Source organism: Pseudomonas parasichuanensis (assembly GCF_021601385.1).
Taxonomy (GTDB): domain Bacteria; phylum Pseudomonadota; class Gammaproteobacteria; order Pseudomonadales; family Pseudomonadaceae; genus Aquipseudomonas; species Aquipseudomonas parasichuanensis.
This window is the reverse complement of record NZ_BQHO01000027.1, coordinates 69,329-92,211: the sequence shown is the minus strand read 5'-3', so window position 1 is coordinate 92,211 and position 22,883 is coordinate 69,329. Positions and strand designations below refer to the sequence as shown.

General features: G+C 63.3%; 18 protein-coding genes and 1 pseudogene. 2 read left to right on the top strand and 17 right to left on the bottom strand.

Annotated elements, in window-relative coordinates; genetic code table 11:
- The 9 genes and pseudogenes from L6D77_RS20080 to L6D77_RS20040 all read right to left on the bottom strand — a co-directional run.
- Positions 1 to 291, bottom strand: a pseudogene (locus L6D77_RS20080) (energy transducer TonB); the annotation flags it as partial.
- A 363-nt stretch (positions 292 to 654) separates the two neighbouring features.
- A complete protein-coding gene (locus L6D77_RS20075) occupies positions 655 to 1,644 on the bottom strand; it encodes a sulfate/molybdate ABC transporter ATP-binding protein (protein ID WP_110992176.1) in 990 nt (329 codons plus the stop codon).
- A gap of 3 nt (positions 1,645 to 1,647) precedes the next feature.
- Positions 1,648 to 2,520 (bottom strand): sulfate ABC transporter permease subunit CysW, encoded by an 873-nt coding sequence (cysW, locus tag L6D77_RS20070; protein WP_232883236.1) that lies wholly within the window; start codon positions 2,518 to 2,520, stop codon positions 1,648 to 1,650.
- 13 nt (positions 2,521 to 2,533) lie between these two features.
- Positions 2,534 to 3,352 carry a sulfate ABC transporter permease subunit CysT gene (cysT, locus tag L6D77_RS20065; protein WP_110992174.1) on the bottom strand — a complete coding sequence of 273 codons (819 nt, stop codon included), beginning with the start codon at positions 3,350 to 3,352 and terminating at the stop codon, positions 2,534 to 2,536.
- A gap of 196 nt (positions 3,353 to 3,548) precedes the next feature.
- A complete protein-coding gene (locus L6D77_RS20060; RefSeq protein WP_232883235.1) occupies positions 3,549 to 4,556 on the bottom strand; it encodes a sulfate ABC transporter substrate-binding protein in 1,008 nt (335 codons plus the stop codon).
- 48 nt (positions 4,557 to 4,604) lie between these two features.
- Positions 4,605 to 4,787, bottom strand: coding sequence for a sulfur starvation response protein OscA (oscA, locus tag L6D77_RS20055; RefSeq protein ID WP_016712582.1), 183 nt, complete (start codon positions 4,785 to 4,787; stop codon positions 4,605 to 4,607).
- A 232-nt stretch (positions 4,788 to 5,019) separates the two neighbouring features.
- Positions 5,020 to 8,073 (bottom strand): efflux RND transporter permease subunit, encoded by a 3,054-nt coding sequence (locus L6D77_RS20050; RefSeq protein WP_232883234.1) that lies wholly within the window; start codon positions 8,071 to 8,073, stop codon positions 5,020 to 5,022.
- Positions 8,070 to 9,137 (bottom strand): efflux RND transporter periplasmic adaptor subunit, encoded by a 1,068-nt coding sequence (locus tag L6D77_RS20045; protein WP_232883233.1) that lies wholly within the window; start codon positions 9,135 to 9,137, stop codon positions 8,070 to 8,072. The genes L6D77_RS20050 and L6D77_RS20045 overlap by 4 nt, the downstream gene beginning before the upstream one ends.
- Complete coding sequence (locus L6D77_RS20040) at positions 9,134 to 10,222, bottom strand: efflux RND transporter periplasmic adaptor subunit (protein WP_232883232.1); 1,089 nt, start codon at positions 10,220 to 10,222, stop codon at positions 9,134 to 9,136. The genes L6D77_RS20045 and L6D77_RS20040 overlap by 4 nt, the downstream gene beginning before the upstream one ends.
- 289 nt (positions 10,223 to 10,511) lie before the next feature.
- On the opposite strand from L6D77_RS20040, the gene L6D77_RS20035 reads away from it, so the two are divergent.
- Positions 10,512 to 10,967 carry an REP-associated tyrosine transposase gene (locus L6D77_RS20035; RefSeq protein ID WP_232883231.1) on the top strand — a complete coding sequence of 152 codons (456 nt, stop codon included), beginning with the start codon at positions 10,512 to 10,514 and terminating at the stop codon, positions 10,965 to 10,967.
- A 102-nt stretch (positions 10,968 to 11,069) separates the two neighbouring features.
- Here L6D77_RS20035 and L6D77_RS20030 read toward each other — a convergent pair whose 3' ends face one another.
- The 7 genes from L6D77_RS20030 to L6D77_RS20000 all read right to left on the bottom strand — a co-directional run bounded on the left by L6D77_RS20030 (position 11,070) and on the right by L6D77_RS20000 (position 19,385).
- On the bottom strand, positions 11,070 to 11,963 hold the full coding sequence (locus L6D77_RS20030; protein WP_232883230.1) for an ABC transporter permease subunit: 894 nt from the start codon (positions 11,961 to 11,963) through the stop codon (positions 11,070 to 11,072).
- Positions 11,960 to 12,880 (bottom strand): ABC transporter permease subunit, encoded by a 921-nt coding sequence (locus L6D77_RS20025; protein ID WP_189654508.1) that lies wholly within the window; start codon positions 12,878 to 12,880, stop codon positions 11,960 to 11,962. The genes L6D77_RS20030 and L6D77_RS20025 overlap by 4 nt, the downstream gene beginning before the upstream one ends.
- Positions 12,877 to 14,019: a polyamine ABC transporter ATP-binding protein gene (gene potA / locus L6D77_RS20020; RefSeq protein ID WP_232883229.1), complete on the bottom strand. Its 1,143-nt coding sequence runs from the start codon at positions 14,017 to 14,019 to the stop codon at positions 12,877 to 12,879. The genes L6D77_RS20025 and potA overlap by 4 nt, the downstream gene beginning before the upstream one ends.
- 75 nt (positions 14,020 to 14,094) lie before the next feature.
- Positions 14,095 to 15,189: a polyamine ABC transporter substrate-binding protein gene (locus L6D77_RS20015; RefSeq protein WP_232883228.1), complete on the bottom strand. Its 1,095-nt coding sequence runs from the start codon at positions 15,187 to 15,189 to the stop codon at positions 14,095 to 14,097.
- 160 nt (positions 15,190 to 15,349) lie between these two features.
- Entirely contained in the window at positions 15,350 to 16,447 is a 1,098-nt protein-coding gene (locus L6D77_RS20010; RefSeq protein WP_125462194.1) for a polyamine ABC transporter substrate-binding protein, read from the bottom strand.
- A gap of 169 nt (positions 16,448 to 16,616) precedes the next feature.
- Entirely contained in the window at positions 16,617 to 17,978 is a 1,362-nt protein-coding gene (locus L6D77_RS20005) for an aspartate aminotransferase family protein (RefSeq protein WP_232883227.1), read from the bottom strand.
- A gap of 48 nt (positions 17,979 to 18,026) precedes the next feature.
- Complete coding sequence (locus L6D77_RS20000) at positions 18,027 to 19,385, bottom strand: glutamine synthetase family protein (RefSeq protein WP_153785607.1); 1,359 nt, start codon at positions 19,383 to 19,385, stop codon at positions 18,027 to 18,029.
- Between the two features lie 667 nt (positions 19,386 to 20,052).
- Between L6D77_RS20000 and L6D77_RS19995 the strand changes: the two genes are divergently transcribed.
- Complete coding sequence (locus L6D77_RS19995; protein ID WP_110992163.1) at positions 20,053 to 21,429, top strand: glutamine synthetase family protein; 1,377 nt, start codon at positions 20,053 to 20,055, stop codon at positions 21,427 to 21,429.
- 73 nt (positions 21,430 to 21,502) lie between these two features.
- On the opposite strand, the gene argA is transcribed toward L6D77_RS19995, so the two are convergent.
- The gene (argA, locus tag L6D77_RS19990; protein ID WP_232883226.1) at positions 21,503 to 22,801 is read right to left on the bottom strand and encodes an amino-acid N-acetyltransferase; all 1,299 of its coding nucleotides are present in this window, start codon (positions 22,799 to 22,801) and stop codon (positions 21,503 to 21,505) included.
- Positions 22,802 to 22,883 lie beyond the last annotated feature (82 nt).

The window sequence follows — 22,883 nt, the reverse complement described above, 5'->3', positions numbered from 1 at the left end:
CGGCGGCGCGGGGGCGGCGAACTCGATGGTCATGGGCGGGATCTGCGGCGGCACGACCGGCAGCGCCGGGGTCGGCGCCTGGCTGATCCAATAGGCGGCGGCGCCATGCAGGGCCAGCACCAGCAGGCCCAGCGCCAGTTTGTCGCGGCGCTTGAGGCCGCTCACCGGCGTGCGCTGCAGGCGCAACTGGCCAAGCGGCAGGCGCAGCGTGCGTCCGAGCTCGACCAGGTCGCCCGATGCCGGGTGCCATGGCTGCTCAAAGGCCCTGACGGCCGTCTGGACATTACCCATTGCTGAAACTCCTGGGGTCTCGGTTCAGGTGTGTGGCTGAATCATCGACGGCAGGGGCTTAGGCCATAAAGTAATGTTTAAAGTTGATGATAGATCTATTTCGAATATTGGTTTTTGCGGGGGGGCTGGAGGCCTTGTTAACAAAGGGCTGTAGCAGAACTGCTTCCAGTCAATGCTTGTTCGGCATTTGAAATATGTGCGCAAGGCATTTAATTGCCGCGAGGGCTTCGCCCTCGTTCGCGGCACAAGGCCGCTCCTACAGGGATCGCGTAACCCTTGTAGGAGCGGCCTTGTGCCGCGAAAATCTTCCAGGCAATAAAAAACCCGGGACCAGGCCCGGGTTCTTCATTCACATCCAGCCGCTCAGATATCAGCCACCTTCTGCCACACCTTCGGCCGGAAGAACAACGTCTCCCCGCGCGCCAGCCCGGTCAGGCTGTCGTGGTCCTTGACCACCTCGGCCTCGATCAGCTCGCTCTGCCCTTCCACCTTCAAGGTCACCCGGGTGGTCGCGCCCAGCGGGCGAATGTCACGCACCTCGGCGGCATGGTGGCCCTCGGTTTCATGGCGCGACAGCGACACCTCATGCGGGCGGAACAGCACATGGTGCCCTTCGCTAAGCGCCAGGCGGTTGGAGTCGCCGAGGAAGTGGTAGACGAAGTCGTTGGCCGGCTTCTCGTACACCTCGCCCGGCGAGCCGATCTGCTCGATCACGCCCTTGTTCATCACCACGATACGGTCGGCGACTTCCATGGCCTCTTCCTGGTCGTGGGTGACGAACACCGAGGTCAGGTTGATGTCTTCGTGCAGGCGCGCCAACCAGCGGCGCAGCTCTTTACGCACCTTGGCGTCGAGGGCGCCGAACGGCTCGTCGAGCAGCAGTACCTTGGGCTCCACCGCCAGGGCGCGGGCCAGGGCGATACGCTGGCGCTGGCCACCGGACAACTGCTCGGGGTAACGGTCGGACAGCCAGTCGAGCTGGACCATGTTCAGCAGTTCATGGACCTTCTCGGCAATCTTGCTCTCGCTCGGGCGCTCGCCCTTGGGCTTCATGCGCAGGCCGAAGGCGACGTTGTCGAACACGCTCATGTGGCGGAACAGCGCGTAGTGCTGGAACACGAAACCGACGTTGCGATCACGCACGTCGTGGCCCGAGACATCCTCGCCGTGGAACACGATGCTGCCGTCATCCGGCGTTTCCAGGCCGGCGATGATGCGCAGCAGGGTGGTCTTGCCGCAGCCGGACGGGCCGAGCAGGGCCACCAGCTCGCCACTGTGGATATCCAGGTTGATGGCGTTCAGGGCCTGGAAGCTGTTGAAGCGCTTGCTGACATTACGAACTTCGATCGACATGAATCATTCCTCCGCGGCGCTGTGGCGCAGGCGGTTAATACGGTTCTCGCTCCACTGCTTGAGCAGCAGGATGAAGAGCGCCAGGATCAGCAACAGGCTGGCCACGCTGAAGGCCGCGACGTGGTTGTACTCGTTGTAGAGGATCTCCACGTGCAGCGGCAAGGTGTTGGTGACGCCTCGGATATGCCCGGACACCACCGACACCGCGCCGAACTCGCCCATGGCCCGCGCGGTGCACAGCACCACGCCGTAGATCAGGCCCCATTTGATGTTGGGCAGGGTGACGTGCCAGAACATCTGCCAGCCGTTGGCGCCGAGCAGGCGCGCGGCCTCCTCTTCCTGGGTGCCCTGCTCCTGCATCAGCGGGATCAGTTCACGGGCCACGAACGGCACGGTGACGAAGATGGTCGCCAGGACGATGCCCGGCAGGGCGAAGACGATCTGGATGTCGTGGTCCTGCAGCCACGGGCCGAACAGGCCCTGGGCGCCGAACATCAGCACGTAGACCAGGCCGGCGATCACCGGCGACACCGAGAACGGTAGGTCGATCAGGGTCACCAGCAGGCTCTTGCCGCGGAAGGTGTATTTGCTCACGCACCAGGCGGCACTGACCCCGAACAGCAGATTCAGCGGCACCGAAATGGCTACTGCCAACAGGGTGAGCTTGAGCGCCGACAGCGCATCGGCCTCGAAGATGGCCTCGAAGAAGGTGCCGAAGCCGTTCTTCAGGGCCTGGGACACCACGATCACCAGCGGCAAGGCCAGGAACAGCGCGAAGACGATCCACGCCAGGGTGATCAGCACGCGGCGCGAGGTGGCGCTGCCACGCCGGGCTGCGTTGGCGGCAGCAGTTGCGCCAAGGGAAGATGAAGACATTACCTGGCCTCCTTCACGGGGTTTCGATGCGCCGCTGCAACAAGTTGATCAGCAGCAGCAGGATGAAGGAAACCACCAGCATCAACACGCCGATGGCGGTGGCGCCGGTGTAGTCGTACTGGTCGAGCTTGACCATGATCAGCAACGGCAGGATCTCGGTCTTCATCGGCATGTTGCCGGCGATGAAGATCACCGAACCGTACTCGCCCACGCCGCGGGCGAAGGCCAGGGCGAAGCCGGTCAGCCAGGCTGGCAGCAGCGCCGGCGCCAGGATGTGGCGGAACACCTGCAAGGGTTTCGCGCCTAGGCAGGCGGCGGCCTCTTCCACTTCACGCGGGATATCGGCCAGCACCGGCTGCACCGTGCGCACCACGAACGGCAGGGTGACGAAGGTCAGCGCCAGGGTGATGCCCAGTGGGGTGTAGGCGATCTTGAAGCCCAGGTCGGTGGCGAACTGGCCGACCCAGCCGGCCGGCGCGTACAGCGCAGTCAAGGCGATACCGGCCACGGCCGTGGGCAGGGCGAACGGCAGGTCGATCATCGCATCGATGATCTTGCGCCCGGGGAAGGTGTAGCGCACCAGCACCCAGGCCAGCAGGGTGCCGATCACGCCGTTGATGATGGCGGCGAACAGGGCGGTGCCGAAACTCAGCTTCAGCGCGGCGATGACCCGAGGCGCGCTGACGATGTTCCAGAACTGCTCCCAGGTCAGCTGCGAGGCATGGATGAACATGGCCGCCAGCGGTATCAGCACGATCAGGCTGAGGTACACCAAGGTGTAGCCCAGCGTCAGCCCGAAGCCGGGTATGACGGGGGATATACGACGTGACATAAAGGTCCCTGGTTGAACGCACTTGGCCCGGGACAAATCCCGGGCCGGTGCAGGCTTCTGAATCCTGGGGCTGCTTAGCAGCCCATCGCTGGCAAGCCAGCTCCCACAAAAAGCAGATCTGCACCGCACCTGTGGGAGCCGGCTTGCCGGCGAAAGGGCCGCCAAGCGGCCCCGCTCCTATTCATTTCATTGCCGATCACTGTGCCTGATAAATCTGGTCGAACACACCGCCGTCATTGAAGAACTTAGGCTGCGCAGTCTTCCAGCCACCGAAGTCCTTGTCGATGGTCACCAGGTCCAGTTTCGGGAACTGCTTGCCAAACTCGGCGGCGACTTTCTCGTCACGCGGACGGTAGAAGTTCTCGGCGGCGATCTTCTGGCCCGCCGGGCTGTACAGGTGCTTGAGGTATTCCTCGGCGATCTTCTCGTTGCCCTTCTTCTCGGCGTTCTTGTCGACCACCGCCACCGGTGGCTCGGCGAGGATCGACAGCGACGGCACGACGATTTCGAACTTGTCGGCGCCACCGTCTTCTTTCAGCGCCAGGAAGGCCTCGTTTTCCCAGGCCAGCAGCACGTCGCCCTGGCCGTTGTTGACGAAAGTGATGGTCGAGCCACGGGCGCCGGTATCGAGCACCGGTACGTGCTTGAACAGCTCCTGCACATAGGCCTTGGCCTTGTCTTCGCTACCGCCGGACTTCAGGCCATAGGCCCAGGCGGCAAGGAAGTTCCAGCGGGCGCCGCCGGAGGTTTTCGGGTTGGGGGTGATCACCGCGACATCCTTCTTGATCAGGTCGCCCCAGTCCTTGATGCCTTTAGGGTTGCCCTTGCGCACCAGGAACACGATGGTCGAGGTGTACGGGGTGCTGGCGTCCGGCAGGCGCTTCTGCCAGTCCTCCGGCAGGGTCTTGCCGAGCTTGGCGACTTCGTCGATGTCGCCGGCCAGGGCCAGGGTGACCACGTCGGCACGCAGGCCATCGATCACCGCGCGGGCCTGTTTGCCCGAACCGCCGTGGGATTGCTGGATCTTCACCTTGTCGCCCGGGTGGGCGGCTTGCCAATGCTTGATGAACTCGGCGTTGTACTGCTGGTACAGCTCGCGGGTCGGGTCATAGGACACGTTCAACAGTTCGAAGTCCTTGGCGATCGCGGAACCGGCAAAAACGGCACTGGCCAGGGCGGCAAGCGCATAACGGCGGATGGACATGGTGAAGCTCCCGATTGGCATTTTTTCTAATTAGGGGTTGTTGCGTGATCAGCCGGCCTTGTTGCCGGGCTGCTGCAGGCGGAACTTCTCCTTGCGTTCGATCTGCACCACTTGTGCGTTGTGCACGGTGATCTCCACGGCGCCGAAGCGCAGGTCGCGCAGGGCACTCTGGATTTCACGCAAGATGGTGGCTTCGTCCTGACCGTCGATGCTGCGCAGTGATGCACTCATGCTCGTTCTCCTTGGAGTAAGGGTGCCGGGCAGAGGTTTGAAGGGGATGTGCGCCTGGCGTGAGAGCCATAGTAGTGAGGCGGAGTTATTCTTAAAAATACTGTTTAAGAATGTTTATATAACCATTAACGTGAACGACGAACCCTGTGGGAGCTGGCTTGCCAGCGATAGCGTCGGTGAGGCTGACGACGCTATCGCTGGCAAGCCAGCTCCCACAGGGTCCGCGTGGTTCTCAAGGGGTCTTTTGCGGCTCGCGGATCTTGTACCAGGCCACATACAGCGCCGGCAGGAACAGCAGCGTCAGCAGCGTTGCACTGATGATGCCGCCGATCATGGCGTAGGCCATCGGCCCCCAGAACACCTCGCGGGCAATCGGCAGCATGCCCAGGCTGGCCGCCGCCGCCGTCAGCAGGATCGGCCGCCGGCGGTGGTTGGTGGCTTCCAGTACCGCATCCCAGGGCGACAGGCCCTGCTCCTCGAACTCGTCGATCTGGGTCACCAGGATCACCGAGTTGCGGATGATGATGCCGGCCAGGGCGAGGATCCCGAGGATCGCCACGAAGCCCATGGGCGTGCCGGTGGGCACCAGCGCCACGACCACGCCGATCAGCCCCAGCGGCGCCACGCTGACCACCAGGAACAGCTTCTGCACGCTGTGCAGCTGGATCATCAGGAAGGTCGCCATGAGGAACAGCATCAGCGGGATCACCTTGGCAATCGGCCCCTGGGCCTTGCCGCTCTCCTCCACCGTGCCGCCGGTCTGCACTTCATAGCCCACCGGCAGCTTGCTGGCGAACGCGTCGATCTTCGGTTTCAACTCGGCCACCAGGTCGGTGGGCTGGATATCGCCATTGACCGAGGCCTTGATGGTGATGGTCGGTTTGCGGTCGCGCCGCCACACCAGCGGCTGCTCCTGCTCGTAGCGCACGGTGGCGAAGGCCAGCAGCGGGATCGAGACGCCACTGGGGTTGACGATCTGCAGGTTCTGCAAGGTGTCGGGCGAGCCGCGCTCGCTGTCCTCGGCGCGGGCGACCACGTTGACCAGGTAGATGTTGTCGTTGACCTGGGTGATGGGCACGCCGCTGACGATGCTGTTCATCACGTTGGCCACGTCCTCGGACGACAGGCCCAGCTGGCGCGCCTTGTCCTGGGCGATCTCGACGCGCAGCACCTTACCGGGCTCGTTCCAGTCGTAGATCATCTCGCCGATATGGTCGTTTTCATCGAGCAGCGTGGCCAGGTCGATGGCGTGCTTGCGCACCTGGTCGATGTCCTTGCCGCTGACCCGGTACTGGATCGGCCGGCCTACCGGCGGGCCCATTTCCAGCGACTGCACGTTGGTGCCGACGCCGACGAACTCCTCGCGCAGCAGCTTCTGCAGGCGATCCATCATGCCCTGGCGCTCTTCGAAGCCTTTGCTGACGATCACCAGCTGGGCGTAGTAGGGGTTCTGCAACTGCTGGTCGAGGGGCAGGTAGAAGCGGATCGCACCCTGGCCGATGTAAGTGCTCCAGCGCACCAGGTCAGGGTCGTCCTTGATCCGCGCCTCCAGGCGGTCGACCACCTTGCGGGTTTCCTCGATCGAGGCGTTCTGCGGCAGGTTGAGGTCGACGAGGATTTCCGGGCGATCGGACGACGGGAAGAACTGGTTCTGCACGAAGCGCATGCAGAACATCGACAGGCCGAACAGGACGATGGTGCCGATGATGGTCAGCCAGCGGTTGCGCATGCACCACAACAGGCCGCCCTCGAACGCCCGGCCGACGCGCCCCGGCTCGGCCTCGTGGGGCTTGAGCTTGCTGCTGTCGAGAATATGCACGCCAAGCACCGGGGCGAACAGCACCGCCACCACCCACGACACGATCAGGGCCACGGCGATCACCGCGAACAGCGTGTAGGTGTACTCGCCTGCCGAGCTGGCGTTGAGGCCGATAGGCACGAAGCCGGCCACGGTCACCAGGGTGCCGGTGAGCATCGGGAAGGCCGTCGAGGTGTAGGCGAATGTGGCCGCCTGCTCCTTGGTCTCACCCATTTCCAGCCGCGTGACCATCACCTCGACGGTGATCATCGCATCGTCCACCAGCAACCCCAGGGCAATGATCAGCGCGCCCAGGGAGATCCGCTGCATGGTGATGTCGCTGTACTCCATGAACACGAAGACCATGGCCAGCACCAGCGGGATCGAGCAGGCCACCACCAGCCCGGCGCGCACGCCGAGGCTGACAAAGCTCACCGCCAGCACGATCACCACGGCCTCGAACAGCGCGCTGGTGAAGCCGCCGACCGCTTCCTTCACCACCACCGCCTGGTCCGACACGGTGTGCACGCCGACGCCCACCGGCAGGTCGTTGACCACGCTGTCCATCTTCTTCTTCAGCGCCGCGCCGAACACCTGGATGTTGCCACCGGCCTTCATGCCGATGGCCAGGCCGATGGCGGGCTGGCCGTTGAAGCGGAACATCGATGTGGGCGGGTCGGTGTAGCCGCGCTCGATCTCGGCGATGTCGGCCAGGCGGAAGAAGCGGTCGTTGATGCGCAGGTTGACGGTTTCCAGGTCTTTTTCCGAGGCGAACTGCCCGGTGGTGCGCACCGAGATGCGCTCCGGCCCGGCCTCGATCATTCCGGCGGGGGTCACCGCGTTCTGCGCCTGCAAGGCCTGCATGACCTGGCGCTGGTCGATGCCCAGCGCGGCCAGCTTGCGGGTGGAGAAGTTGAGGTAGAGCACTTCGTCCTGGGTGCCGATCAGCTCGATCTTGCCGATGTTCGGCACATCGCGCACCTCGGCCCGGGCCTGCTCCACGTAGTCGCGCAACTGGCGCATGGTCAGGCCGTCGGCGGTGAAGGCATAGATAGAGCCGAACACGTCGCCGAATTCGTCGTTGAAGGCGGGGCCCTGGATCCCCTGGGGGAACTGGCCACGGATGTCCTGGATCTTCTTGCGCACCTGGTACCAGATCTCGGGGATGTCCTTGGCCTTGGTGGTGTCGCGCAGGTTGACGTAGACCGTGGACTCGCCGGGGCGGGTGTAGCTTTTGGTGTAGTCGAGCGAGTCGAGCTCTTCGAGCTTCTTCTCGATGCGGTCGGTGACCTGGTACAGGGTCTCGTCCTGGGTCGCGCCGGGCCAGCGGGTCTGGATCACCATGGTCTTGATGGTGAACGACGGGTCTTCCTCACGGCCGAGGTTGAAGTAGGAAAAGATCCCCATCAGCACGCCAACGAACATCAGGTACCAGACGAAGGATTGATGGCGCAGCGCCCATTCGGACAGGTTGAAACTTCCTTTCATTGTCCTTCCTCGTCGAAGGTGACCTTCTGGCCAGGTTTCAGGCTGTTGACCCCGGCGGTGACCACCCGCTCGCCGGGCTGCACGCCGGACGCCAGGACAATACGCTCGGGGCTGCGCTGCTGCAGTTGGACGTCACGGGCAGCCACGGTTTTCTGTTGCGGGTCGACCACCCAGACCTGGGTCTTGCCGTCGCGTTCGAGCAAGGCTGTGGCGGGCAGTTCGCTGCGCGGCGTCACCGCCGAAGACAGGGTGACGCTGATCGAGGTGCCCAGGTGGAAGGCATCCGGGGTGCTGGCCAGGGTCAGCCGGGCACGCCGGGTACGGGTGGTGGCGTCGGCCTGGGGCTCCAGTTCGCGCAGGGTGGCGGTGGTGCTGATGCTCGGGTCGAGCTGCGAGGCCACGGTGAAGGTCAGGTCTTTGCTCAACTGTTCGGCCAGGGCGATCGGCAGGTCGATCACCGCCTCCTTGACGTCGGGCCGGGCCAGGGTGACCACCGCCTGGCCAGCACTCACCGTCTGCCCGGCCTCGGCCTGCCAAGCGGTAACCACCGCGGCGTGGTCGGTGCGCAGGGTGCTGTAGCCGAGCTGGTCGCGGGCCTGGTTGACCGCCGAGCGTGCTTGCTCGAGCGAGGCGCTGGTGGTCTTGAGGTTGGTCTGGGCGATATCCAGTTGGGCCTGGGCACCGACGCCACGGTCGTACAGTTGCTGCTGGCGGCGGGCATCGGCCTGGGCGTTGATCCATTGCGCCTGGACCTTGGCCAGGTCGCCTTCGGCGGCGCGCAGCTGGTTCTGTTGATCGGTGGGGTCGAGGGTGGCCAGGGTGTCGCCGGGCTTCACCCGGGCGCCGACATCCAGCCAGCGCCGGGCGATACGCCCGGACACACGAAAGCCCAGGGTACTTTCGAAGCGCGCCTGGATGCTGCCGGCAAAGCGGCCCAGCTGCGATTGCACCTGGGGCTCGACCAGGGTCGACAGCACCGGGCGGACCATCTCGATGGGGGGTTCTGAATCCCCGCAGCCGCTCAGCAAGGCGCCGGCGGACAGGACCAGCAACAGGCGCTTCATGGTGCGGCCCCTCCCTTGTTGGCGTCGACCTTCTCCACCTGCATGCCGGGGTGCAGCAGTTGCCCGCCGCTGACCACCACGGTTTCGCCACCCTCGATGCCGTCGGCGATCACCACCTTGCCGGTGAGGTAGCGGGCCACCTGGACCTTGCGCAGTTCGACCTTGTCGCCCTCGCCTACTACCCACACCGCCGGCTCGCTCAGGGCCTTGGTCAGTGCCGCCCACGGCAGCTCGATGCTTGGGCGCCCCTGGGGTTTACCCGTGGCGCTCACCGGCGAGCCCAGTTGCATGCCAGCCGGTACATTGCGCAGGGCCACCTTGATCTGCACCGTGCCGCTTTGCACGGACACGGTCGGGGTGATTTCACGCACGCGCCCATCGGCCTTGATCTGCGGGTTGTCCAACAGGCTGACCACCACCCCGTCGTCGTTATGGGGCGCCAACAGCAGAGACTCGTACACGTTGAACACCGCATCGCGATCGCCATCGACCGCCAGGCCGAAGATCGGCTGGGTCGCCTGCACCACCTGGCCGACCTCGGCCTGGCGCGTGGTGATAACGCCATCGGCCTCGGACACCAGCGCGGTGTAGCTGAGTTGTTCGTTGGCATTGGCCAGCTGTGCCTGGGCGGCCTTGAGGGCGCTTTGGGCGCTGCGCAGGGAGGCCTCGGCCGAGTCGTATTCGCTCTGGCTGGTGTAGCCCTTGGGCAGCAGCTTTTGCTGGCGGATGAACGCGGCGCTGGTCTGGGTGACCCGCGCCTGCTCGGCGAACACCTCGGCCTTGGCCGAGTCGACGGTGTTCTGCAAGTCTTTGGGGTCCAGGCGCGCCAGCACCTGGTTGGCCTTGACGTGGTCGCCCACGTCAACGCTGCGGGCGATGATCTTGCCGCCCACGCGGAAGGACAGGTCGGTCTGCACACGGGCCTGGACGTCGCCGGTCAGGGTGACCCTGGCGGCGAAATCGGTGGGCTGCACCTGCTGTACGCCAACCCGGGGCAAGGCGGGCGGGCTTTCTTCCGTGCCACAGCCCGACAGCGTCAACAGCAGCCCCAGGCACACGACCATCGGCGGACGTCTTACCGTCATGCAGGCTCCTTCCTTCAACGAATGGGGGGTGGGATGCGTTGAAAGCGTAGATCAGGGAACCGCAAACGGCTTGGCGAGGCATCAATATCCCGGTGGGAGCGGGTTTACCCGCGAAGCAGGCAACGCGGTATATGGCACCGGCTTCGCCGGTGTTCGCGGCTAAAGCCGCTCCCACAGGGTCCGGCTAGGTTTGTCGAAATCGCTGCCATATTCAGAAATCGTCAGCCGCGGTGAGTTTCCAGGCACTCCACTGATGTTCACAGGAAACATATGTTCAAGGACGATGCTCATGCCCCTGGCCCAGTCGTATCTGCTTCGCCGAGGACGGTTCTCAGAACCTGGCAGGATTTATTTGCTGACCACCATCACCCACCAACGCGAACCACTGTTCATTGATTTCAACAGTGCCCGGCTCGTCATCAACGAGCTGCGCAAGGCTGATCAAGAACAATCCTGCCAATCGCTGGCGTGGGTAGTCATGCCGGACCATCTGCATTGGCTCATCGAACTGCAGTCGGCGACGCTTGCCACGTTGATGCGCAGATTCAAATCACGCTCGAGCCTTGCCTTGCATAAGGCGGGAGTTGAACAGCACCCGGTATGGCAGGCCGGCTATCAGGACAGAGCGCTACGCAGGGAAGAGGATGTGAAGTGGGTTGCCAGGTACATCGTTGCCAATCCATTGCGGGCTGGGCTGGTGGGAAGTGTCAGGGAGTATCCGCATTGGGATGCGGTCTGGCTTTGAACCTATGCCGGGGCATTCGCGGGTGAACCCGCTCCCACAGGGCTAGCACCGCACTCAAGATGTGCGCTGTACCTGTGGGAGCGAGTTTACTCGCGAATGGCCTCAAGCCTGAGCGGTGGCCTGTGACGGGCGACGCACCTGCGGCTGCGAAACGTTGGCCGCAGCGCCTTCCTCGATCGCCTGCTGGATCGCCTTGCGGCGGTGCTCTTCAGCACGGCGGCTGAAGTACCAGACCATGAAGGTCACCAGCGACACCGACAGCAGGATCAGGCTGGCCACGGCGTTGATCTCGGGCTTGACCCCCAGGCGCACGGCCGAGAACACTTCCATCGGCAGCGTGGTCGAGCCAGGGCCGGACACGAAGCTCGCCAGCACCAGATCATCCAGCGACAGGGCGAACGACATCATGCCGCCCGCCGCCAGCGAGGGCGCGATCATCGGGATGGTGATCAGGAAGAACACCTTCCACGGCTTGGCACCCAGGTCCATGGCCGCTTCTTCGATCGACAGGTCCAGCTCACGCAGGCGCGCCGACACCACCACCGCCACATAGGCGGCGCAGAACGTGGTGTGGGCGATCCAGATGGTGACGATGCCACGCTCCTGGGGCCAGCCGATCATCTGCGCCATGGCCACGAACAGCAGCAACAGCGACAGACCGGTGATCACCTCGGGCATCACCAGCGGCGCGGTGACCAGGCCACCGAACAGCGTGCGGCCCTTGAAGCGGGTGACCCGGGTCAGCACGAAGGCCGCCAGGGTGCCCAGCGCCACGGCGGCGACCGCCGTGTAGCAGGCGATCTCCAGCGAGCGCATCACCGAGCCCATCAGCTGGCTGTTGTCGAGCAGGCCGACGTACCACTTCACCGACCAGCCGCCCCATACCGTCACCAGCTTGGAGGCGTTGAACGAGTAGATCACCAGGATCAGCATCGGCAGGTAGATGAACAGCAAGCCGACGATCAGCATCAGGTTGGAGAAACTGAAGCGTTTCATGCCCGACCCTCCATCTCTTTGGCCTGGCTGCGGTTGAACAGCAGGATGGGCACGATCAGGATCGCCAGCATCACCACTGCCAGCGCGGACGCTACCGGCCAGTCACGGTTGTTGAAGAACTCCTGCCACAGCACCTTGCCGATCATCAGGGTTTCCGGGCCGCCGAGCAGTTCAGGAATCACGAACTCGCCCACCACCGGGATGAACACCAGCATGCAGCCGGCGATGATGCCGTTCTTGGACAGCGGCACGGTGATCTTCCAGAAGCTGTTGAAGGTGCTCGAACCCAGGTCCGATGCTGCCTCAAGCAGGCTTTCGTCGTGCTTCACCAGGTTGGCGTACAGCGGCAGGATCATGAACGGCAGGTACGAATAGACCACGCCGATGTACACCGCCAGGTTGGTGTTGAGGATCTGCAGCGGCTGGTCGATCAGCCCCAGCCACAGCAGGAAGCTGTTGAGCAGCCCGTTGTTGCTGAGGATGCCCATCCAGGCGTAGACGCGGATCAGGATCGCGGTCCAGGTCGGCATCATGATCAGCAGCAGCAGGACGGTCTGCGACTCCTTCTTGGCCTTGGAGATGGCATAGGCCATCGGGTAGCCGATCAGCAGGCACAGCAGGGTGCTGAACAGGGCGACCTTCAACGAACCGAGGTAGGCCGAGATGTACAGCTCGTCTTCGGTGAGCAGGCCGTAGTTGGCCAGGTTCAGCACCAGCTGCACCTTGCCTTCGAGGTAGGTGTAGATCTCGGTGTACGGCGGGATCGCCACGTCGGCTTCGGCGAAGCTGATCTTCAAGACGATGAAGAACGGCAGCATGAAGAACAGGAACAGCCAGATGAACGGCACGCCGATCACCAGGTGCCGCCCCTCCGGGGTCAGGCGCTGGAAGGCTCGCTTGAGCTTGCGCAGTTTCATGACCGCAGTACCACGCCGCTGTCGTCTTCCCACCACACGTACACTTCGTCACCCCAGGTAGGGCGGGTGCCCTGACGCTCGGCGTTGGCGACGAACGACTGCACGACCTTGCCGCTGGGCAGCTCGACGTAGAACACCGAGTGGCCACCGAGGTAGGCGATGTCGTGCACCTTGCCACGCGACCAGTTGTGCTCGCAGGTTGGCTGGGTGGTGGTGACCAGCAGTTTCTCCGGGCGCAGGGCGTAGGTGATGTGCTTGTCTTCCACCGAGGTGGTGATGCCGTGGCCGACGTAGATCTTGCGCTCCAGCTCAGGGCTGGCGATGACCGCATGGCCCTCGGCGTCTTCGACCACGTCACCTTCGAACAGGTTGACGTTGCCGATGAACTCGCAGACCAGGCGGCTGGTCGGGGTTTCGTAGATGTCGATCGGGCTGCCGATCTGGGCAATCCAGCCCAGGTGCATGATGGCAATGCGCTGGGCCATGGTCATGGCCTCTTCCTGGTCGTGGGTCACCATCACGCAGGTCACACCCACGCGCTCGATGATCTCGACCAGCTCCAGCTGCATCTGCGAGCGCAGCTTCTTGTCCAGCGCGCCCATCGGTTCGTCGAGCAGCAGCAGCTTGGGGCGCTTGGCCAGCGAACGGGCCAGGGCCACACGCTGGCGCTGGCCACCGGACAGCTGGTGCGGCTTGCGCTTGGCGTACTGGGTCATGTGCACCAGCTTGAGCATCTCGGCCACGCGGGCGTCGATCTCGGCCTTGGGCATCTTGTCCTGCTGCAGGCCGAAGGCGATGTTCTGCGCCACGGTCATGTGCGGGAACAGCGCGTAGGACTGGAACATCATGTTGATCGGCCGCTCGTAGGGCGGCATATCGGTGATGTCGACACCGTCGAGGAAGATCCGCCCCTCGGTCGGGCGCTCGAAGCCGGCGAGCATGCGCAGCAGGGTCGATTTACCGGAACCGGAGCCACCCAGCAGGGCGAAGATCTCGCCTTTGCGGATTTCCAGGGACACATCGTCCACGGCTATGGTTTCGTCGAACTTCTTCGTGACCCGGTCGATCTTGACCAGCACCTGCTTGGGTTGCTGGCCACCCTCGAGGGCTTTCTTATAGGCACCGGAGGCAACTGCCATGAGTGAAACTCCCAACAAGATTTATATGCCCACACGGCCTGTTGCTTCAGGGGCCGTGGCGGGCCTGGATTGTTGTTACTTGCCCGACTTGACCTTGGTCCAGCTGCGGGTCATCAGGCGCTGCACCTTGGGTGGCAACTCTGCGTTGACGAACATCTTGTCCAGCACTTCCTGCGGTGGGTAAACCGCGGCGTCAGTCCTCACGGCCTGGTCCATCAGGTCGCCAGCCTTGGGGTTCGGGTTGGCGTAACCGACGTAATCACTGACCTGGGCGATAACCTCAGGCTTCAGCAAATAGTTGATGAAGGCATGGGCCTCTTTGACGTTCTTGGCGTCCTTGGGGATCGCCAGCACATCGAACCAGAGGTTGCCGCCCTCTTTGGGGATTGCGTAGGCCAGGTTCACGCCCTTCTTCGCTTCAGCAGCGCGGGCCTTGGCCTGGAACACGTCACCGGAGAAGCCTGCCGCGACGCAGATGTCGCCGTTGGCCAGGTCGGTGATGTATTTAGAGGAATGGAAGTAGGTCACGTAGGGGCGCACGGCCAGCAACTTGGCCTCGGCCTTCTTGTAGTCCTCGGGGTCGGTGCTGTTGGGGCTCAGGCCCATGTAATTGAGCACCGCCGGGAGCATCTCGTCGGCCGAGTCGAGGAAGGCCACGCCGCATTGGCTGAGCTTCTTCATGTTCTCGGGCTCGAACAGCACGGCCCAGGAGTCGATCTTGTCGGTGCCCAGCACCGCCTTGACCTTCTCGACGTTGTAGCCGATGCCGTTGGTGCCCCACAGGTAGGGCACGGCGTACTGGTTGCCCGGGTCGTTCTTCTCGAGGCGCTTCATCAGCGCCGGGTCGAGGTTGCCATAGTTGGGCAGCAGACCCTTGTCGAGCTTCTGGAACGCGCCCGCCTTGATCTGCTTGCCGAGGAAATGGTTGGACGGCACGACCACGTCATAGCCGGTCTTGCCGGCCAGCAGCTTGCCTTCCAGGGTTTCGTTGGAATCGAACACGTCCTGCACCGGCTTGATACCGGTTTCTTTCTCGAAATCCGCGAGGGTGGTCGGGCCGATGTAGTCGGACCAGTTGTAGATGTGCACCGTGGGCGCCGCTTGGACGCTGCAAGCCAGCGTCAGGCCCGCTCCAGCCATCAAGGCCTTGCGCAATACAGAAATAGACAAGTGGGGGCTCCTTACAATCAGTGCCTTTGCGGGCGGTAAACCTGGCCGCTCACGCAAAACCGGCGCGCAACTTACCTTCACGGCCTCGATGCCGCAAACTTATTTGCCTCAAGCTGCCTCTGGGTCGCAAAGCCGCGGCCCAGAGGGTCCCGCATCGGGCTTACTTGCCCGACTTGATCTTGGTCCAGCTACGGGTGATGTCGCGCTGAGCAGACTTCTCCGGTGCCTTGATGGCGTACAGCTGAGCCTTCACTTCATCGGACGGGTAGATGGCCGGGTCGCTGGTGATGTCCTTGTCCACGAACTGGGTGGCCGCCTTGTTGCCGTTCGGGAAGCGCACGGCATTGGTAATGCCGGCCATCACTTCCGGTTGCAGCAGGTAGTCCATGAACTTGTAGGCCGCTTCGACGTTCTCGGCGTCCTTCGGAATGGCGACCATGTCGTAGAAGGTGCCGGCACCTTCCTTAGGAATGGTGTAGCTCAGCTTGACCTTGTCGCCGGCCTCGTGGGCACGGGCCTTGGACTGCTCCAGGTCACCCGAGTAACCCACGGCCACGCAGATGTTGCCGTTGGCCAGGTCCGAGATGTACTTGGAGGAGTGGAAGTAGGTGATCGAAGGACGAATCTTGAGGAACAGGTCCTCGGCGGCCTTCAGGTCTTCCTTCTTGGTGCTGTCGCTTGGCTTGCCCAGGTAGTGCAGCGCGGCCGGGATCATCTCGGTCGGCGCATCGAGGAAGCTCACGCCGCAGCTCTTGAGCTTGGCGATGTTCTCAGGCTTGAACACGGCGTCCCACGAATCGATCTTGTCCACGCCCAGCGCGGCCTTGACCTTCTCCGGGTTGTAGCCGATGCCGATGGAGCCCCACATGTACGGGAAGGCGAACTTGTTGCCCGGGTCGCTGGCATCGCCGACGGCCTTGAGCAGGGCCGGGTCGAGGTTTTTCCAGTTGGGCAGCTTGGAGCGGTCCAGCTCCTGGTAGACGCCAGCCTTGATCTGCTTGGCCAGGAAGTTGTTGGACGGCACCACGATGTCGTAGCCCGACTTGCCCGCCAGCAGCTTGGCTTCGAGGGTTTCGTTGCTGTCGAAGACGTCGTAGACGACCTTGATGCCGGTCTGCTTCTCGAAGTTGGCCACGGTGTCCGGGGCGATGTAGTCCGACCAGTTGTAGACGTGCAGCACTTTGTCATCAGCCTGAACAGCGGTCGCCACGGCACCCATCAGGGCGGCGGCCAGCAGCGTCTTGCCCAATTTCTTCATGCGTAATGCTCCAGAATTTATTATCAAGCCATCTGTTCAGCAGCCAGGGCCCACGGTGCACGCGCTGGGCGACTGAAACAGCCGTTAGTCTGGCAAGTTACAAGGCGCTGTTTCAACACAACCAGCGCCTTGTAATGACTTAATGTCACCTCGCCAGCCTAGCAGACCGTCATTTGATCGCTTCGTACGTCAAATCCAGGCACTTGCGCGCCTTCTCCACCAACTCGTCCACCTCGGCATGGGTAATCACCAGCGGTGGGGCGATGATCATGGTGTCGCCCACGGCGCGCATGATCAGGCCATTTTCGAAGCAGAAGTTGCGGCAGACCATGCCCACACCCTTGCCTTCGTAACGGCTGCGGGTGGCCTTGTCCTTGACCAGCTCGATCGCACCGAGCAGGCCCAGGCCGCGCACTTCGCCCACCAGTGGGTGGTCCTGCAGCTCACGCAGTCGTTTTTGCAAGTAGGGTGCCACTTCCGTGCGGGCGTGCTCGATGATCTTCTCGTCCCGCAGGATGCGCAGGTTTTCCAGGCCCACCGCTGCTGCCACCGGGTGGCCGGAGTAGGTGAAGCCGTGGTTGAAGTCACCGCCTTCGCTGAGTACCTGGGCAACCTTGTCACGCACGATCACACCGCCCATGGGGATGTAACCGGAGGTCAGGCCCTTGGCGATGGTCATCAGGTCGGGCTTGAGGTCGTAGTAGTCGGAGCCGAACCACTCGCCGGTGCGGCCGAAACCACAGATCACCTCGTCGGCGACGAACAGGATGTCGTACTTGGCGAGGATCTCCTTGACCTTCGGCCAGTAGGTCTCTGGCGGGATGATCACGCCGCCGGCGCCCTGGATCGGCTCGGCGATGAAGGCGGCGACGTTGTCCTCGCCGACTTCCAGAATCTTCTTCTCCAGCTGCTCGGCCGCCCACACCCCGAATTCGGCCGGGGTCATGTCGCCACCCTCGCCGAACCAGTAAGGCTGCGCAATGTGCACGATGCCCGGGATCGGCAGGCCGCCCTGCTCATGCATGCCGCTCATGCCGCCCAGGCTGGCACCGGCGACGGTGGAGCCGTGGTAGCCGTTGATGCGGCCGATGATGGTCTGCTTCTGCGGCTTGCCCTTGAGCGCCCAGTAGTGGCGGACCATGCGCAGCACGGTGTCGTTGCCTTCGGAGCCGGAGCCGGTGAAGAACACATGGGTCATGCCCGCGGGGGCCACGTCGGTGATCGCCTTGGCCAGCTCCAGCGCCGGCGGGTGGGCGGTCTGGAAGAACAGGTTGTAGTACGGCAGCTCGCGCATCTGCTTTTCTGCCGCCTGCACCAGTTCTTCACGGCCATAGCCGACCGCCACGCACCACAGGCCGGCCATGCCGTCGAGGATCTTGTGGCCCTCGCTGTCCCACAAATGCACACCCTGCGCCTTGGTGATGATGCGCGGCCCCTTCTCCTTCAGCTGTTTGTAGTCGCTGAAAGGTGCAAGGTGGTGCTCGCCGCTCAGGGTCTGCCATTCACGGGTTTGCGGGTTGTTGACGCTCATGTGCTTCTCCATGGTCCGGTGGCCGCGCCCTGGCGGCCTCAGGGTTGATCACACAGCAAACAGCAGGAACTCTCGCTCCCAGGAGCTGATGACGCGCTTGAAGTTTTCATGCTCGGCGCGCTTGGTGGCGACGTAGCCGGTAATGAATTTCTTGCCCAGGTACTGCTCCAGTGCCCGGCTGATTTCCATACGCTCGAGGGCGTCCTCGATGGTCAGCGGCAGGCGCAGGTTGCGGCGTTCGTAACCGCGGCCCTGTACCGGCGCGCTGGCCTCGATGCCTTCGACCATGCCGATGTAGCCGCACAGCAGGCTGGCGGCGATGGCCAGGTAAGGGTTGGCGTCGGCGCCCGGCAGGCGGTTCTCGACCCGGCGGTTCTGCGGGCCGGCATCCGGTACGCGCAAGCCGACGGTGCGGTTCTCTTCACCCCACTCGACGTTCACCGGCGCGGAGGTGTCCGGCAGGAAGCGGCGGAACGAGTTGACGTTGGGGGCGAACAGCGGCAGCGCCTCGGGGATGAACTTCTGCAGGCCGCCGATGTGGTTGAGGAACAGCTCGCTCATGCTGCCGTCGGCATTGCTGAAGATGTTCTTGCCGGTGGCAGCATCGACCACGCTCTGGTGCAGGTGCATGGCACTGCCCGGCTCGCCGGTCATCGGCTTGGCCATGAAGGTGGCGGCCACGTTGTGCTTGAGCGCCGCCTCGCGCATGGTGCGCTTGAACACCAGGATCTGGTCGGCCAGGTGCAGGGCGTCGCCGTGACGGAAGTTGATTTCCATCTGCGCGGTGCCGTCTTCGTGGATCAGCGTGTCGAGGTCCAGCTGCTGCAGTTCGCACCAGTCGTAGACGTCCTCGAACAGCGGGTCGAATTCGTTGGCGGCCTCGATCGAGAACGACTGGCGACCGGTTTCCGGGCGGCCGGAGCGGCCTACCGGCGGCTGCAGCGGAAAGTCCGGGTCTTCGCTGCGCTTGGTCAGGTAGAACTCCATCTCGGGCGCGACGATCGGCTGCCAGCCCTTGTCGGCGTAGAGCTTGAGGACTTTCTTCAGCACGTTGCGCGGCGACAGTTCGACCGGGTTGCCCTTCTTGTCGTAGGTGTCGTGGATCACCTGGGCGGTCGGTTCGATGGCCCAGGGCACGAGAAACACCGCGTTCTCGTCGGGGCGGCAGATCATGTCGATGTCGGCCGGATCGAGCAGTTCGTAATAGATGTCGTCATCGACGTAATCGCCGGTCACGGTCTGCAGCAGCACGCTCTCGGGCAGGCGCATGCCTTTTTCGGCGATGAATTTGTTGGTGGGCGAGATCTTGCCGCGGGTGATGCCGGTCAGGTCGCTGATCAGGCATTCCACTTCGGTGATCTTGTGCTCTTTCAACCAATCGGTGAGCTGGTCGAGGTTGTTACTCATAGATACCTCAGGAGGTAATGTGGCCCGGTTGCAGGGAACCGGCTGCCATTGACGCCTGGCGTCGGTCAAAGTCGGCGCACACAGCGCCGAGGGGCCTGGACAGGCCCGCGCCTTGATTCTGGATGGAGTGCCTGGCTAAAGCAAAAACCTGCGTGCAGGGCGCCAGTGGATACACTCCATGAGAGTGGCTCCGTGGTGAAAGCGAAGGGCAGATAGAAAGGAAGACGTGCAGTAACGCATTACGAGGCATGGTTTTTTTGTGCGAACCGTCAATTATTGCGGCCACTGCAAGCACCCACTGTTGCAGGCGCGCAATGATCGGACGGTAACCGGGAGATGTACCTGAGCGCACCGTGCATGCGGTGCTGGCAGGTCTCGACAGGCGGACCATGTGACCCTCGTATTATTGTGTTTTGGGTTGTGACCGAGCTTAGCCTTGTTCATTTTTTTACACAACTCCTCCGTAAAAAATAAAACACGGCCCGCTCTGGATAACCCTTCAGACCGAAAATAGCGGATAATGGCACGCCCCGATATGCAGCAAATCTGCCGTAGACGTGCCATTTCAGGGCATCATGGGGCTGGCTTGACTTAGCCCGGTCTTTCCGATTGACTGGGGTTGCAAGCCCCCCTTGATTGATATTTTTAACAACAAAGGTGTTGCATCATGTCGGTACCCCCGCGTGCCGTTCAGCTTAACGAAGCGAACGCGTTCCTTAAGGAACATCCTGAGGTTCTCTACGTTGACCTTCTGATTGCAGATATGAATGGTGTGGTTCGTGGCAAGCGCATCGAGCGCACGAGCCTGCACAAGGTTTACGAGAAAGGCATCAACCTGCCGGCCTCCCTCTTCGCCCTCGACATCAACGGCTCGACCGTTGAAAGCACGGGCCTCGGTCTGGACATCGGCGATGCCGACCGCATCTGCTACCCGATCCCCGATACCCTGTGCAACGAGCCCTGGCAGAAGCGCCCTACCGCGCAGCTGCTGATGACCATGCACGAACTCGAAGGCGAGCCGTTCTTCGCCGACCCGCGTGAAGTGCTGCGCCAGGTGGTGAGCAAGTTCACCGACATGGGCCTGACCATCTGCGCCGCGTTCGAGCTGGAGTTCTACCTGATCGACCAGGAGAACGTGAATGGCCGCCCACAGCCGCCACGCTCGCCGATTTCGGGCAAGCGCCCGCAGTCGACCCAGGTGTACCTGATCGACGACCTCGACGAATACGCCGACTGCCTGCAGGACATCCTCGAAGGCGCGAAAGAGCAGGGCATCCCGGCCGACGCCATCGTCAAGGAAAGCGCCCCGGCGCAGTTCGAAGTCAACCTGCACCACGTCGCCGACCCGCTCAAGGCCTGTGACTACGCGGTGCTGCTCAAGCGGCTGATCAAGAACATCGCCTACGACCATGAAATGGACACCACCTTCATGGCCAAGCCCTACCCGGGCCAGGCAGGCAACGGCCTGCATGTACACATTTCCGTGCTGGACAAAGATGGCAACAACATCTTCACCAGCGAGGATCCCGAGCAGAACGCCGCGCTACGTCACGCTGTCGGCGGTGTGCTCGAGACCCTGCCCGCCTCGATGGCGTTCCTCTGCCCCAACGTCAACTCGTACCGCCGCTTCGGCGCGCAGTTCTACGTGCCGAACGCGCCAAGCTGGGGCCTGGACAACCGCACCGTGGCCCTGCGTGTACCTACAGGTTCCCCGGACTCGGTGCGCATCGAACACCGCGTCGCCGGTGCCGATGCCAACCCGTACCTGATGATGGCGGCCGTGCTGGCCGGCGTGCACCACGGCCTGACCAACAAGGTCGAGCCAGGCGAGCCTATCGAAGGCAACTCGTACGAGCAGCTGGAGCAGAGCCTGCCGAACAACCTGCGCGATGCCCTGCGCGAGCTGGACGACAGCGAGATCCTCAACAAGTACATCGATCCGAAGTACATCGACATCTTCGTCGCGTGCAAGGAAAGCGAGCTGGAGGAGTTCGAGCATTCGATCTCCGACCTCGAGTACAACTGGTACCTGCATACCGTGTAAACGAAAACGCCGCCCTCAGGGGCGGCGTTTTTCATTCAAAACCGTGTCGCCTGCTTCGCGGGCAAGTACAGGCTTACAGCGGCTTCTCGAAAATCTTCGAATTACGCTGGAAGTTGTACAGCGACGCCCGCGCCGCCGGCAGCTGTTCCACGCCACAGGGTGCAAAGCCACGCTCGCGGAACCAGTGCGCGGTCCGGGTCGTCAGCACGAACAAGGTCTTCAACCCCAGCTGCCGCGCCCGTGCCTCGATGCGTTCGAGCAGCTCGTCGCCACGCCCGCCATGCCGGTATTCCGGGTTCACCGCCAGGCACGCCAGCTCCCCCGCCTCGGAATCGGCAATCGGGTACAGCGCCGCGCAGGCGATGATCATGCCCTCGCGCTCGACCACGCTGAACTGCTCGATTTCCCGCTCCAGCACCTCGCGCGAACGGCGCACCAGGATGCCCTGCTCTTCCAATGGGCTGATCAGCTCCAACAGGCCGCCGACATCGTCGATGGTCGCTTCGCGCACCACTTCAAACTGCTCCTGGGACACCAGCGTGCCGCCACCACCGCGGGTGAACAGCTCGGTCAGCAGCGCGCCATCCTCGGCGTAACTGACGATATGGCTGCGCGCCACCCCGCCCTTGCAGGCTTCGGCGGCCGCGTCCAGCAGTTCAGCCTGGTAGTCGCTGCCCAGCCGTTGCAGGTGCGGCGCGATGTGTTGCGGGCGCAGCTCGCGTACCAACTGCCCCTGCTCGTCCAGCAAGCCCGGTTCGGCGCCGAACAGCAGCAGCTTGTCGGCACCCAGCTCGATGGCGGCGCGGGTTGCCACGTCTTCGCAGGCCAGGTTGAAGATCTCGCCGGTCGGCGAGTAGCCCAGCGGCGACAGCAGCACGATGGAGCGCTCGTCGAGCAGGCGGTTGATGCCTTTACGGTCGACCCGACGCACTTCGCCGGTGTGGTGGTAATCGACCCCCTCCAGCACGCCGATCGGCCGCGCGGTCACCAGGTTGCCAGAGGCCACGCGCAGGCGTGAGCCCTGCATCGGCGAAGCCGCCATGTCCATCGACAGGCGTGCCTCGATGGCCAGGCGCAGGGCGCCAACCGCATCGATCACGCAGTCGAGGGTGGCCGCGTCGGTAATCCGCAGGCCATGGTGGTAGTGCGGGGTCAGGCCGCGGGCGGCCAGGCGGCTTTCGATCTGCGGGCGCGAGCCGTGCACCAGCACCAGCCGCACGCCGAGGCTGTGCAACAGCACCAGGTCGTGGACGATATTGCCGAAATTCGGGTGTTCCACACCGTCGCCCGGGAGCATGACCACGAAGGTGCAGTCACGGTGGGCGTTGATGTAAGGGGAAGCATGGCGCAGCCAGTTGACGTAATCGGGCATGACGAGGCCTGTGGATAAGTGAACGGAGAACGAAAAGGCGCACAACGTTCGAAAGTCATCGTCGGAACAGGCTTGCGGTCAC